At 37.9% G+C, this 13,635-nt stretch carries 10 protein-coding genes; 7 read left to right on the top strand and 3 right to left on the bottom strand.

Features of this window, described 5'->3' with window-relative positions:
* Nucleotides 1-11: 11 nt before the first annotated feature.
* Nucleotides 12-3,242, bottom strand: coding sequence for a SusC/RagA family TonB-linked outer membrane protein (locus AC07VK_RS11190; protein ID WP_492960462.1), 3,231 nt, complete (start codon nt 3,240-3,242; stop codon nt 12-14).
* Between the two features lie 598 nt (nt 3,243-3,840).
* On the opposite strand from AC07VK_RS11190, the gene AC07VK_RS11185 reads away from it, so the two are divergent.
* Nucleotides 3,841-5,142: a DEAD/DEAH box helicase gene (locus AC07VK_RS11185; protein WP_492954753.1), complete on the top strand. Its 1,302-nt coding sequence runs from the start codon at nt 3,841-3,843 to the stop codon at nt 5,140-5,142.
* A 341-nt stretch (nt 5,143-5,483) separates the two neighbouring features.
* Here AC07VK_RS11185 and leuS read toward each other — a convergent pair whose 3' ends face one another.
* Complete coding sequence (gene leuS / locus AC07VK_RS11180) at nt 5,484-8,312, bottom strand: leucine--tRNA ligase (RefSeq protein WP_492960460.1); 2,829 nt, start codon at nt 8,310-8,312, stop codon at nt 5,484-5,486.
* A 229-nt stretch (nt 8,313-8,541) separates the two neighbouring features.
* On the opposite strand from leuS, the gene AC07VK_RS11175 reads away from it, so the two are divergent.
* The gene (locus AC07VK_RS11175; RefSeq protein WP_492954751.1) at nt 8,542-8,712 is read left to right on the top strand and encodes a hypothetical protein; all 171 of its coding nucleotides are present in this window, start codon (nt 8,542-8,544) and stop codon (nt 8,710-8,712) included.
* Nucleotides 8,713-9,198: 486 nt separating this feature from the next.
* On the opposite strand, the gene AC07VK_RS11170 is transcribed toward AC07VK_RS11175, so the two are convergent.
* A complete protein-coding gene (locus AC07VK_RS11170) occupies nt 9,199-9,627 on the bottom strand; it encodes a lipocalin family protein (protein ID WP_492954750.1) in 429 nt (142 codons plus the stop codon).
* A gap of 199 nt (nt 9,628-9,826) precedes the next feature.
* On the opposite strand from AC07VK_RS11170, the gene AC07VK_RS11165 reads away from it, so the two are divergent.
* The 5 genes from AC07VK_RS11165 (at nt 9,827) to AC07VK_RS11145 (ending at nt 13,631) form a co-directional block, all read left to right on the top strand.
* Nucleotides 9,827-10,705, top strand: a complete 879-nt coding sequence (locus AC07VK_RS11165) for a cell division protein FtsX (RefSeq protein ID WP_029275800.1) — start codon at nt 9,827-9,829, stop codon at nt 10,703-10,705.
* The gene (locus AC07VK_RS11160; RefSeq protein WP_029275801.1) at nt 10,705-10,932 is read left to right on the top strand and encodes a DUF3098 domain-containing protein; all 228 of its coding nucleotides are present in this window, start codon (nt 10,705-10,707) and stop codon (nt 10,930-10,932) included. The genes AC07VK_RS11165 and AC07VK_RS11160 overlap by 1 nt, the downstream gene beginning before the upstream one ends.
* 80 nt (nt 10,933-11,012) lie before the next feature.
* Nucleotides 11,013-11,807 (top strand): undecaprenyl-diphosphate phosphatase, encoded by a 795-nt coding sequence (locus AC07VK_RS11155; RefSeq protein ID WP_492954749.1) that lies wholly within the window; start codon nt 11,013-11,015, stop codon nt 11,805-11,807.
* A gap of 235 nt (nt 11,808-12,042) precedes the next feature.
* The gene (truB, locus tag AC07VK_RS11150) at nt 12,043-12,774 is read left to right on the top strand and encodes a tRNA pseudouridine(55) synthase TruB (RefSeq protein ID WP_492960458.1); all 732 of its coding nucleotides are present in this window, start codon (nt 12,043-12,045) and stop codon (nt 12,772-12,774) included.
* Nucleotides 12,771-13,631, top strand: a complete 861-nt coding sequence (locus AC07VK_RS11145; protein WP_426325829.1) for a YitT family protein — start codon at nt 12,771-12,773, stop codon at nt 13,629-13,631. The genes truB and AC07VK_RS11145 overlap by 4 nt, the downstream gene beginning before the upstream one ends.
* The last annotated feature ends 4 nt before the right edge of the window (nt 13,632-13,635 follow it).

Here is a 13,635-nt window from a genome sequence, read left to right as displayed (position 1 = left end):
ATAACTTTTAATTAAAATCCAACATTAATACCGATTAAAAACTGACGTGGTGATGGGTAAACACCCTGATCTACTCCTGGCGCCGAGAAGCCATCTACAATTTGACTGATCTCTGGATCCAATCCTGTGTATTTAGTGATGGTAAATACATTGGTTGCACTAACATACACCCTAATCTTATTGATGCCAGCATTTGGCCCAAAAGCCTTAGCTGTAGGGATGGAGTAGCCGATCTGCAAATTTTTCAACCTTAGAAAACTTCCATTTTGAATGTAATAACTTGAAGAAGCAAACTCCAGATCTGAGGCCCCGGCATAAGCCGAAGGAATCAGACTTGATGTATTGTTTGGGCTCCAGGCATCAAGTAATCTAACACTTTTAGCTCCATCAAAGGAAGGGAAATCTGTAAAATAGCGCGTAGCTTCGAATATATCATTTCCTTTTACACCATATAAGAAAGCTGAAATATCAAAATTCTTGTAAGATGCGTTCAAATTTATACCATAAGTAAAATCAGGATGTGGACTTCCAATAATGGTCCGATCTTTTGGATCAATAATACCATCACCATTAATATCCTGATAACGTAATCCACCAACCCTGGCACCTGAATAAGAAGGGCTATTCTGAATATCAGCAGTACTTTGATAAATTCCTGCGGTTTTATATCCAAAAAATGAACCCAGTGGCGCACCCTCTTGTAAAACACTGGTTTGTAAGCTCCTATAATTGCCATAAACCTGATTGAGAATACCTGGTGCCAACCTTACGATTTTATTGTTATTTTTGGAGAAATTTGCACCAATATCAAATTTAAAAGGGCTATCAGCGCTTCTTCCATAATGATAAGCGACATTAAATTCGACCCCTTTATTGCTCATATCGCCAATATTTACAAAAGGTGAACTTCCCATTCCCACAATACTTGCTGGTAGCGGTACCGGGTAAAGCATATCAGTCGTTTTCTTGTTGTACCAATCTACCGATCCATCAACAGCCCCACCTAACAAAGTAAAATCAAGACCAATATTTAAAGAATTTACAGCTTCCCATTTTATGTCAGGGTTTTGATAGGCATTTTGTCGCACACCAGTGGTAAGACCATTACCGCCACCAAGCGCATAAGCTGAATTAACAATAGAACTTTGAAATCTATTGATATACTGATACCCCGGTATCCGTTGGTTTCCGGTTTGCCCGTATCCAACACGAAGTTTCAAATCGCTAACCCAATTGAGACTTTTCATAAACTCCTCTTCCGATAACCTCCAAGCCACACTTGCTGCCGGAAAATTACCATACTTATTAGCAGAACCGAAGTTAGATGAACCATCCCTACGGATGGTAAAACTGGCGAGATAACGATCATTAAAGGAATAATCGAGCTTTGCAAACACGGAAAATAGTGACCCTATTGCTCCGGTACTGGCATTGCTAATGTTTGAAGAACCTGTATTTAAATAATAATAATCCGGATTACCTAAAAGAAAGAAATCATTTCTTCCACCAGTTAATTGTCTGGTTCTGGATCTGATCGCTTCAGTACCGATTAATGCATTTAAACTATGTTTTTCAGCAAATTTTTTGTTATAATTTAAAGTATTAGTCCAGGTCCATTCTGTATTATATCCCTGAGTTTCGCTTAAATTATTTGAGTTATTGCCTTCAGAGAATTCCAAATTTGGATAACGCATAGATAAACTATTATAATTCTCGTAACGTATCCCAAAATTGGTTTTTAATACTAAACCCGGAATAATATCACCCTCACCGAAGATATTCCCAAAAAAGAAGTTGTTTTTATTAACATTATCCTTTGCCCTGAATAGAAATGCGAGTGGATTCTCTGCATTTCCCAACTGGCTACCACGGCTACCGGCAAAGTTTCCGGCAATGTCGTAAACAGGGATAATTGTTGGGATCCGGTATGCCCATCCTAAAGCACTTCCCTGATCCTGATAACCACCGGGAGTATTCGGGTTAACGCCAAATCCAACACCCTCAGAATAACTGTATTGCGCATTTTCTCCAAAACGCACCCTTTTATTAAAAGCAGATATCGCCGTATTCGATCTAAAACTATAACGTTTAAAACCGGTGTATTTTATCGTTCCTTTTTGGTTCAAGTATCCGGCACTAATAGAATAGGTTGCATTGTCTGAACCACCCAGCGCACTAATATTATAATTCTGAACTGGTGCAGATCCGGTTATCTCATCAAACCAATTGGTACCTTGTTTATTTGCTTTTGTAATTTGATAAAACAGATTTGGATCACGGCTATAATTGTACTTAGAAGGATCCGCATCTGCGGCAGTAACATTCTGACCAAGTTTTAAACCTGCCACCAAATATTCAGGCAATACTGGTACTGTGCCCGAACCATAGTTATCTCCGGCAGCAATAGGCTTTCCGGCATTAGTATACCCATTAAATACATATTGTGCATACTGTTGGGGGTTCATCATTTTCGGGAAGCTATTTTTTCTTGGCGATTGCGTGCCATAGTAAGAATCGAGCGTAATTTTTGGTACTCCGGCTGAGCCTTTTTTAGTGGTAATGATTACCACACCATTATTTGCTCTTGAACCGTAGATAGAAGCCGAAGATGCATCTTTCAATACCTGCATACTTTCGATATCATTCTGGTTAAGCCATGATAATTTACCTTCAAAAGGAACGCCATCGATAACATAAAGTGGATCGTTGTTATTAATGGTACTAAAACCGCGGATTCTGATCTGTGGTGTTGAACCTGGAGCCCCGTCATTTACAATTTGTACACCTGTTGCTTTTCCTTGCAATGCTTCCACAGCACTTGCTGCCGGCTGGGCCTTTAACAGTTCCATGCTTACCACAGCCACTGCGCCGGTTAAATCTTTCTTCCGTTGAGCAGAATAACCAGTCACTACAACCTCTGTAAGGTTATTATTGTTGGCTTGTAATACAATTGAAATGTTCGTTTGGGTACCCACGGTTACTTCTTTACTGCCGTAACCAACAAAAGAAATAACCAACACATCGGTAGGTTTTACGCTCAGTGAGAAGGCTCCATTTGCATCAGTAGAGGTACCACCACTACCATTTTTAATTTTGATTGTGGCGCCAACTACAGGCAGTTTATCATCACTGGCGATAACTTTACCAGTAATTTTTGATTGGGCCATTGCACCGAGGGCAAATAACATCCCCAAACACAAGAGAAGAAAGCTCCTCTTGATACAAGATAGATTTTGTTTCATAGGTTATAAATGATTAGGTGAAATAATGCGTACTCAATACGGCTGATGTACTTCTAGGTCAATAAGCTAGCAGTATCAGTTTATCTCCGTCAGTCATGACGACGTGGTTAAGTGGTTCAGTTTTTTGCCGGATTATGCCAGTGCACCAAAAAAGGCAGGCACGCAAGAAGAATGGATTTCTCCCGAAGAATAGTAGTTTTTTTCTCATAAGTAAGTGGTTAGATAGGTTGCCGGGTATTTGATTGATGATTTACATAATGATATTTTTTTAAATAAATAATGAATTAGTGTATAACATACACTATATTAAAATTAAATATACATATAAAAATAATAATACTACAAAAAATACATAAACAAACAGACTAAAAAATACTAACTAAATTGATTAATGCATTAGACCAGTAGCAGATATGAATAATAGATAATGATTTGAGGTTACATTTATCAATTAGTAAATTCTCATACATTTTTTGTATCTTTGCCGCCGAAGCAGGAATAAGGGCTTGCCATTCTGAATGGCATATTCTCTCCGCAAGTTAGTCCTTCAACAATTGATTGTTCTAGCTTCTTCGATAAATATTACACAGAAACATACATGTTATTCAAAGAATTAAACCTCATTGAGCCAATTTTAAAGGCCCTTGAGACCGAAGGTTATACACAACCTACACCAATACAGGAGCAATCCATCCCAACGATATTAAAAGGTAAAGATTTATTAGGCTGCGCACAAACCGGCACCGGAAAAACCGCTGCCTTTGCCATCCCCATGTTGCAGCTATTGCACGAAAAACACGTCAACACTAAAGCAACCAAAAACATAAAGGCTTTAATTTTAACGCCAACACGCGAGCTTGCCATCCAGATTGAAGAGAGTTTTAAGGCTTATGGCCGTCATTTAAATTTACGCCATTTAGTAATTTTTGGTGGTGTAAATCAACACTCGCAGGTAGAAGCTTTAAGAAAAGGTGTTGATATTTTAGTTGCAACACCCGGCCGTTTATTAGATTTAATGAACCAGGGTTTCATTAGCTTAAATACCATCGAATTGTTCGTATTGGATGAGGCCGATCGTATGCTCGATATGGGCTTTATTCACGATGTGAAAAGAGTTGTAGCTAAATTGCCTGCAAAACGCCAGACTTTATTTTTCTCGGCAACCATGCCTGATGAAATCCAGAAGCTGGCAAATACGATTTTATCTAGTCCGACAAAAGTAGAGGTTACCCCTATTTCTTCTACTGCCGAAACAATTGTTCAATCGGTTTATTTTGTTGATAAACCGGATAAGAAGAAATTATTGATCCATCTTTTAGAAGATAAAAATATCCAAACGGCGCTGGTTTTTACCCGGACCAAACATGGTGCAGACCGTATTGTTAAGGATTTGGCCCATGCTGGTATTAAGGCCGCTGCCATTCACGGCAATAAATCGCAAAATGCCAGACAAAGGGCATTAACGGATTTTAAAGACAGGAAAATCCGTGTTTTGGTAGCTACCGATATTGCTGCACGTGGTATTGATATTGATCAGTTATCGCACGTTTTCAATTTCGAACTGCCAAATATCCCCGAATCTTATGTACACCGGATTGGCCGTACAGGCCGTGCTGGTGCAAACGGGATTGCCATTTCTTTCTGTGATGCGGAAGAAAACGAATATTTATTGGATATTCAAAAACTGATTAAAATTACACTTCCGGTTGTTGATGACCATCCTTATCCATTAAGCTGGGAAAGTATGCTGGCTAAAAACCAGGTTAAACGTAAACCACAAGCCCAATCTAAAGGCGGTGGCGGTGCTAAAAAAGGTGGTGATGGCAATATGAGCGGCAAACCACGCAATGCCAGCAACAACAGAAGATTTGGCGGGAACAGAAAAAGAGGAGAAAGATAGGATTTTGAGGTTGAGGGCTGGAAGGTTGAGGGTTAATTTATCTTTAACAATAAAATCCTGAACGATTATATAGCTGAATAAGCATTTTATTTACAAAATAATATCCACGCACTCGTCATTTCGAGCGCAGCCGAGAACCCGAAGAGGCTCAGCGAAGCTAAATCTGCGAAGTAGACCTCTCCATTTCACTGCGTTTCAGTCGAGATGACGACCGTTCTATTGGATCTGTCCCAGAAACACAAAAAACCCGGATTACGAAATGTAACCCGGGTTTTTATATTTCTAGCTTAGGCAAGCGCAAGGAAAACCCTCCACCCTATTACCTTCTGCCTTCTACCGCTCTACACCACTACATTAATAATCTTTCCTTTAACGAAAATGATCTTTTTGGTTGGTTTCCCATCCAAAAATTTCAGGAATTGCTCATCGGCCAATAAAATGCTTTCTACCTCTGGCTGCGCTAAAGTTAAGCTCAAGTTCAGGTTCATTTTCATTTTACCGTTGATTGAAACCGGATAGGCGAACTCATCTTCTACGAGATACTCTGGTTTAAATGTTGGGAAAGCCGTATACGATAAAGTTCCGGCTTCGTTACCTAACAATACCCAAAGCTCTTCGCAGATATGTGGCGCATAAGGTGAAAGGATAATCACCATATCTTCCAAAATCTGACGGTTTTTGCATTTCAGGTCGGTTAACTCGTTTACTGCAATCATGAAACTCGATACAGAAGTATTGAACGAGAAACGCTCGATATCGTCCTGCACCTTTTTTATAATTTTATGCAGCGATTTTAACTCGGCTTTTGTAGGCACAGCATCGTTTACGTGGAAAGTCCATTCTTCGTTATGGAACAAACGCCAGAATTTACGCAAGAACTTAAATACACCTTCAATACCGTTCGTATTCCAGGGTTTACTCTGTTCTAACGGACCTAAGAACATTTCGTACATCCGCAAAGTATCAGCTCCGTAACGTTCAATCAAATCATCGGGATTAACCACGTTGAATTTTGATTTTGACATTTTTTCTACTTCAACACCGCAAATGTATTTCCCGCCTTCAAGAATAAATTCTGCGTTGGCATATTCTTCTCTCCAGGCTTTGAACTTAGCGATGTTTAAAGTATCGTTTTCAACAATGTTCACATCAACGTGCAATGCTGAAGTTTTGTATTCTTTTCTTAATCCAGCTGATACGTAGGTATTAGTAGGTTTTCCGTTCTCATCGTTAATGCGATAAACAAAATTACTTCTCCCCTGGATCATACCCTGATTAATCAGTTTCTTGAAAGGTTCTTCTTCCTTGGTATAACCCAAATCTTTCAAAAATTTATTCCAGAAACGGCTGTACAATAAGTGACCGGTTGCATGCTCTGAGCCACCAATGTACAAATCCACATCTTTCCAATATTCAACAGCTTCCTTTGAAGCAAAATCGTTATTGTTATTGGCATCCATGTAACGGTACCAGTACCAGCTGCTTCCTGCCCAACCCGGCATGGTGCTTAACTCATAATGTCCGCCATCTTTTGGAACCCAGTCTTCGGCCCTGGCCAAAGGTGGTTCACCAGTTTCGGTAGGCAAATATTTATCAATTTCTGGAAGCAACAGCGGCAATTCTTCTTCTTTTACCAAATAAGGTAATCCATCTTTAAAGTAAACCGGAATCGGCTCACCCCAATAACGCTGGCGACCAAAAATCGCATCACGCTGACGGAAGTTTACTTTTGCTTTCCCTACTTTCTCTTCTTCCAACCAGTTGTTCAAAAATGGAACAGCTTCTTTATAAGTCATTCCGTTTATGAAACCAGAATTAATGTATTTCCCTTCTTTGGTTGGATCTGCCTGAACATCAATATCCTTTTGTCCGTCCAAAATCTGGATAATTGGTAAATTAAAATGCTTCGCGAATAACCAATCGCGTTGATCGCCACTCGGAACGCCCATTACCGCACCAGTTCCGTAACCTGCCAACACATAATCGGCAATCCATAACTGTACGCGTTCGCCACTTACAGGGTTAATTACATAGGTACCTGTAAAAGCACCAGACACCGTTTTGGTATCGGCCATACGGTCTAATTCTGATTTCTTTTTAGTTAAAGCGATGTAGTTTGCAATGTCCTGTTTTTGTTCTGGAGTAGTTAATTCTGCAACCCACTCGTGCTCCGGAGCCAAAACCAGGTAAGAAACCCCAAAAATGGTATCTACACGGGTTGTAAAAACTTCTATATATTTTTCAGTTTTCAGTTTTGAGTTTTCAGTTTCTTCAACTGTCAACTGTGAATTGTCAACTGCAAACTTCACTGATGCTCCAACGCTTTTACCGATCCAGTTGCGCTGCATTTCTTTAATCGGCTCGGGCCAATCGATGGTATCCAAACCTTGCAAAAGCCTGTCAGAATAAGCGGTAATCCGCATGCTCCATTGCATCATTTTCTTTTGCTCAACAGGAAAACCGCCACGTTCCGAGAAACCATCTTTTACCTCATCATTCGCCAAAACGGTTCCTAAAGCCGGGCACCAGTTTACAGTACTCTCGCGAAGATAAGTTAATCGATATTTTAACAATTCAACCTGTTTCTCTTCATCGGTAAAGGTTGCCCAATCGCTCGGCATAAATTCTTTAGTATCTTCATCACAAACTGCTTTAACATCAGCTGTACCAGAGGCATTGAATTTTTCGATCAAAGTGGTAATATCTTCTGCCCTATCGTTTTCGATATTGTACCACGAGTTGAACAATTGCATAAAAATCCACTGTGTCCATTTATAATAAGATGGCTCGCTGGTGCGTACCTCTCTGCTCCAATCGAAAGAAAAACCAATTTGGTCTAACTGCCTGCGGTAGGTTGCAATATTTGCCTCGGTGGTAATGGCTGGATGCTGTCCGGTTTGTATAGCGTATTGCTCTGCAGGTAACCCAAACGAATCGTATCCCATTGGATGCAATACGTTAAAGCCTTTAAGGCGTTTATATCTTGAAAAAATATCTGATGCAATGTAACCCAGTGGGTGACCAACGTGCAGACCTGCTCCTGATGGATAAGGAAACATATCTAACACATAATATTTTGGTTTTTCAGAATTGCTTTCGGCTTTAAACGTTTGATGATCTGCCCAAAATTTCTGCCACTTTTGTTCTATTTCTTTGAATTGGTAATCCATTGCCAGTTTTAAATTTTTAAAGGGGCGAAAATACGGAAATTAAGGGGCTTAAAAAAGCAGATTCAAGATAATATTTTACCAACAGAAATGCAGAATTAGAAGAGGTTAGGAATAAAATTTGGTGTTTTTTGTGCAGTCAGGTGTTACCATCTGACTGCACAAAGAAACTAAATCCAAGTAAATGCATTAATTTATTATTTAGTATCTTCGTATACCAAAAATGAGTGTTATGACACATCTTACAATTGAAAATAAGAAATACGTACTCATCCCAGAAGAAAGTTACCAAGAGTTACAAAAAAATGCAGCTTTAAAACATCATCCTGAAAAAACATTTTCTATTAATGAAGCGCGGGCTCATAGTAAAAAGTTAATCAGGAAATGGGCGGCAGAAAAATAACAATTAAGTAATCTGTTGCAGAAAGTATTGCAGAAGTTTCTTGGTATTTAGAATCTGAGGGTCTTCCTGCCACAGCAGAAAAATTTGCTGACGACATCTATGATTTCATTGAAAAATTAGGAGACAGCAGAAAAAGATACAGAACTTGCAGGGAACCACAAAGAATTTTGATGGGCTTTAAATGCATTTCTTACAAGAAAAAATATACTATTGTTTTCATCGAATTGGATACAGAGATCGTTGTATGCGAATTTATTCCATCGAAAATGATTTACTGGTAATTTCTTATCTCCGATTATGCATAGTGCAGTCAGATGTTACCATCTGACTATCGATTATTTTAAAATAAGAGAATACTTAGAATATGTTTTTTTAGTGTCAGTTGGAAACAACTGACACCATAATTAGCCGCCCACATCACCACAAAAAAATGCGCCATTGATGTTAAAAACCAATGGCGCAGCAAATAATCGGGGGATTAAGATCTTATCTTGATAAAGAATATACTTTAGTAACGTTTGTTTTATCAATTTTAGCAGTAAACTCTAATTTATTTGCAGTAATGCTATTTACTTTACAATAATTCAATCCGTCGTTAATATCCATACTGAACTGATCAGAGTAAATGATCACATAAGTTCCGATTGTTCTGTTACCAGATAAACTCAACTCTACCTGATCATCGTTATTTGATTTGTAGTCAACATAATCACTTGTTGTACCATAGGTAACAGTTCCATTAATTTTTTTCGGATCTTTCAATGTTTCTTCAGCAGTGTAGCCAGAAGTTACGATTTTATTTAACGTCCATCTCCCTAACATCTGGGCTTTTAAAGAAGTATCATCTTTCTTACAAGAAATAATTGTAGAGGCGATAAGTAAGAATAGGCTCAGAATAGTAATTTGTCTTTTCATAGTTAAATTTAGTTTTAAGATATCCATAATTAACGCCGTTTCAACAAATTTCGTACCGCGTTTTCAGAAAAAGTAAATTTAATTAAAGAATTAATACTCAAACTAAAAGCAAAAGCTTTCCGTTAATATTCATTTAGCAATCATTAATTGGTGTTTATCAGGTATAATTTATATTTTCGCAGAAACAAAAATGAAATACATGGAAGAATTCGAAGTAAGTGATGCATCTAAGAAAACCAAAACCGTTTATATCTCCACTATAATCAGTATTGCATTGGTTTTATTAATGCTGGGGCTGCTTGGTTTGGTACTTGTACATGCCAAAAACCTGTCTAACTACGTTAAAGAAAACATTGTTTTAAACATTATTGTTGATGAAGGTGCCAAAGAAGCCGATGTTTTAGCGTTTCAGAAAGAGTTAAATGCCAACCCTGCTGTAAAACAAACTCAATATGTAAATAAAGAGCTTGCAGCCAGAAATTTAACACAGGATTTAGGTGAAGATTTTGTTAACTTTTTAGGTTACAACCCGCTAACTTCTACCTTCGATGTGTATTTAAAAGCAGAATACGCGAACAATAAAAGCATCGATGCCTTAAAAGCAAGTATTTCTAAAAATCCTGTTGTTAAAGAAGTGGTTTATCAAAGCTCTTTAATTGATATGGTAAACAAAAATATCAGCACCATTGGCTTAATTATTTTAGCCTTTGCCGCGCTACTACTAATCATCTCTATCGCACTGATTAACAACACAATAAGACTAGCAATCTACTCACAGCGCTTTTTAATTAAAAGTATGCAGCTGGTTGGTGCAACAAAAAACTTTATTCGACGTCCTTTCTTACTGTATGCTGCTTTGCATGGCTTAATTGCTGCATTTATTGCCATCATAATTTTATTGGCAACTTTAATTTATGCCCGCAAAGAGGTACCTGAGATTATTATTTTAAATAACTACCAGGAATTTGGCTTCGTATTTATAGGCCTTTTAATTGTGGGTATTTTTATAACAGGCATTAGTACATGGTTTGCAGTAAGCAGATATTTACGTTTAAAATCTTATCATCTTTATAGATAATGGCAGAAAAAAAAACAGGTCCGGTTGTAAAGGACGTTAAAAGCGAATTGGTTTTCACCAAAAAAAACTATCAGTTATTGTTAATCAGCATTGCAATTGTAGCCGTTGGTTTTATATTAATGATGGGTACCACTGGTGATATTTATGACTTCAGAAGAACCTTATTGGCACCGATAGTGGTGTTGGCGGGTTTTGCTTTTGGCATTTATGCTATCCTAAAAAAATAATTTTATCCTAAAGGACTATACTTAAAGACGCTTAATTTATTGGTTAAGCGTTTTCTTTATTTCTTATCTTTTCTAAAAATATGAACTCTTTTGAAGCCATTGTCCTTGCGATTGTTGAAGGATTAACTGAATTTTTGCCTGTATCGAGCACCGGACATATGATTATAGCCTCGTCTTTTATGGGCATTGCATCAGAACCATTTGTAAAGCTTTTCACTATTGTGATACAATTGGGTGCAATACTTTCAGTGGTTGTACTCTATTTCAAAAGATTTTTCAAATCGATAAATTTCTACATTAAATTACTGGTTGCATTTATCCCAGCTGCCATATTTGGTCTGTTATTAAGCAAGAAGATAGACGAATTATTAGAAAGCCCAATGGCTGTTGGTATTTCGCTATTAGCTGGTGGTATTATCTTATTATTTGTAGACAAATGGTTTAATAAACCAACCATTAATGAAGAGGAGGAAGTAACTTATTTAACGGCACTGAAAATAGGCTTCTTTCAGTGTATTGCCATGTTACCGGGTGTATCGCGCTCGGGAGCCACTATAGTTGGTGGTATGAGTCAGAAATTAAGCAGAAAAGTTGCAGCAGAATTTTCATTCTTTTTGGCTGTACCTACCATGTTTGCTGCAACAGCAAAAAAACTTTACGATTTTTATAAAGAAGGGCACGCTATTACCCATGAGCAGACTAACCTTTTAATTATCGGTAATGTTGTTGCTTTTGTAGTGGCACTTTTGGCGATAAAAAGTTTTATCGGATACTTAAACAAAAATGGTTTCAAGGTTTTTGGATGGTATAGAATTGCTGCTGGTTTAATTATTATCATCTTATTGCTGAGCGGACACAACTTACAGATTATATAGTCCAGGAATATTAACCACAGATTTACACGGATGATGTTGTATCATAAAAACAATTCCTTCTAAGATTATGTCATGTTGAGCCTGTCGAAACACCTTAAAAGGTATTTAAATAAGTCCTTCGACAAGCTCAGGATGACAAATCTATAATTATGACATAACCTTATACTTTGTATCTGTGGTTAAAAAAAACTTAAGCAACCGACATTGAATCCGTATCTTTGCGCAAAAAAGATTTGTGAGTACCGAAAATTCAAAATTCAAAGATTTCAATTTTGCTGAAGGCGAATTGCTTTTAATCAACAAACCATACAAGTGGACTTCATTCGATGTGGTGGGCAAAATCCGTAATTCTTTAAAACCATTAAAGCTTAAGGTTGGTCATGCCGGCACTTTAGACCCACTTGCTACAGGGCTGTTAATCATCTGTACAGGCAAACTGACTAAACAGATAGATACTTTTCAGGCTGAAGAGAAAGAATATACCGGCACCATGATTTTAGGTGCTACTACCCCATCGTTCGATATGGAAACGGAAGTAGATCAAACTTTCGACATCAGCAACATCACCGAAGAAGATATATATGCGGCATGCCAACCATTTATTGGCGATATAGCGCAATATCCGCCTGCACATTCTGCTGTAAAGGTAAATGGCGAACGTTTATACGTAAAAGCAAGATTAGGTGAAGAGGTAGAGCTGCGTAAACGTTTTGTAAATGTTCCAGCGTTCGAAATTACACGGATCGAATTGCCAGAGATCGATTTTAGGATTGTATGCAGTAAAGGCACTTACATCCGCTCGTTAATATCCGATTTTGGTAAAACTTTAAATAGCGGGGCTTATCTTTCTAAACTTACCCGTACCCGGAGCGGAAACTTTTTGCTTAAAGATGCGTTTGAGGTATTAGAACTTGTTAATTATATTCGTAGCAAGAAAGAAGAAGCTAAAACTGAAGCAGAGGCATGAACCGCATCAAAAACAAGAACATCAGGTTTATAAAAGAAATTCTTTTAATTATTGCAGGTGTAACTTCGGCATGTTTTGGCTTAAAAAGCTTTTTAATGCCCAGTCACTTTATCGATGGTGGTGTTACAGGTATTTCCCTTTTGTTAAGCACCTTAACAGGCTGGAATTTATCGTACCTTATTGTAATTATCAACATTCCCTTTGTAATTTTAGGTTACAGGCAGATTGGTAAAGGCTTTGCCCTTAAAACCGCTATTGCCATTGCTGCGCTCTCGTTAGCCTTAATTTTTCTTCCCTTTCAACCCATTACCCACGATAAATTGCTCATCGCATTTTTCGGCGGATTATTTTTAGGCGGTGGAATCGGACTGGCCATGCGCGGTGGCTGTGTAATCGATGGAACAGAGGTTTTAGCGCTTTACATCAGCAAAAACAGCATTTTAACCGTTGGAAATATCATCCTGATTTTAAATATCATTATTTTCGCCTTCGCAGCTTATTTCTTAAATATCGAAACGGCACTGTATGCCATTCTAACGTATTTATCGGCATCAAGCACGATCGATTTCATTGTAAACGGCATAGAACAATACACGGGCGTTACCATTATTTCGGAACATCAGGAAGCCATAAAGGGATTCATTATTAACGAAATGAAACGAGGGGTGACCATCTATAAAGGCGAAGGTGGTTACGGAGAAAAGAAAGATATCGATATTATTTTTACCGTTGTTACCAAACTAGAAATGAGCAAATTACAAACCGCTATACGACAGATTGATTCGGATGCCTTTGTAATACAACAACAGATTGCCGATTTAAAAGGCGGGGTAGTAAAACGCCATGCCTTACATTAATTTT

The organism is Pedobacter sp. GW821-FHT01D05 (assembly GCF_059422505.1).
The sequence above is the reverse complement of the archived record's forward strand: the minus strand, read 5'-3'. Positions and strand labels throughout refer to the sequence as shown.

Bases quoted from the DNA above. Each gene is read 5' to 3' on its own strand.
- AC07VK_RS11190 (WP_492960462.1), bottom strand. From the start codon at position 3,242: ATGAAACAAAATCTATCTTGTATCAAGAGGAGCTTTCTTCTCTTGTGT.
- AC07VK_RS11160 (WP_029275801.1), top strand. From the start codon at position 10,705: ATGGCAGAAAAAAAAACAGGTCCGGTTGTAAAGGACGTTAAAAGCGAA.
- leuS (WP_492960460.1), bottom strand. From the start codon at position 8,312: ATGGATTACCAATTCAAAGAAATAGAACAAAAGTGGCAGAAATTTTGG.
- AC07VK_RS11175 (WP_492954751.1), top strand. From the start codon at position 8,542: ATGACACATCTTACAATTGAAAATAAGAAATACGTACTCATCCCAGAA.
- AC07VK_RS11165 (WP_029275800.1), top strand. From the start codon at position 9,827: ATGGAAGAATTCGAAGTAAGTGATGCATCTAAGAAAACCAAAACCGTT.
- AC07VK_RS11170 (WP_492954750.1), bottom strand. From the start codon at position 9,627: ATGAAAAGACAAATTACTATTCTGAGCCTATTCTTACTTATCGCCTCT.
- AC07VK_RS11145 (WP_426325829.1), top strand. From the start codon at position 12,771: ATGAACCGCATCAAAAACAAGAACATCAGGTTTATAAAAGAAATTCTT.
- AC07VK_RS11155 (WP_492954749.1), top strand. From the start codon at position 11,013: ATGAACTCTTTTGAAGCCATTGTCCTTGCGATTGTTGAAGGATTAACT.
- AC07VK_RS11185 (WP_492954753.1), top strand. From the start codon at position 3,841: ATGTTATTCAAAGAATTAAACCTCATTGAGCCAATTTTAAAGGCCCTT.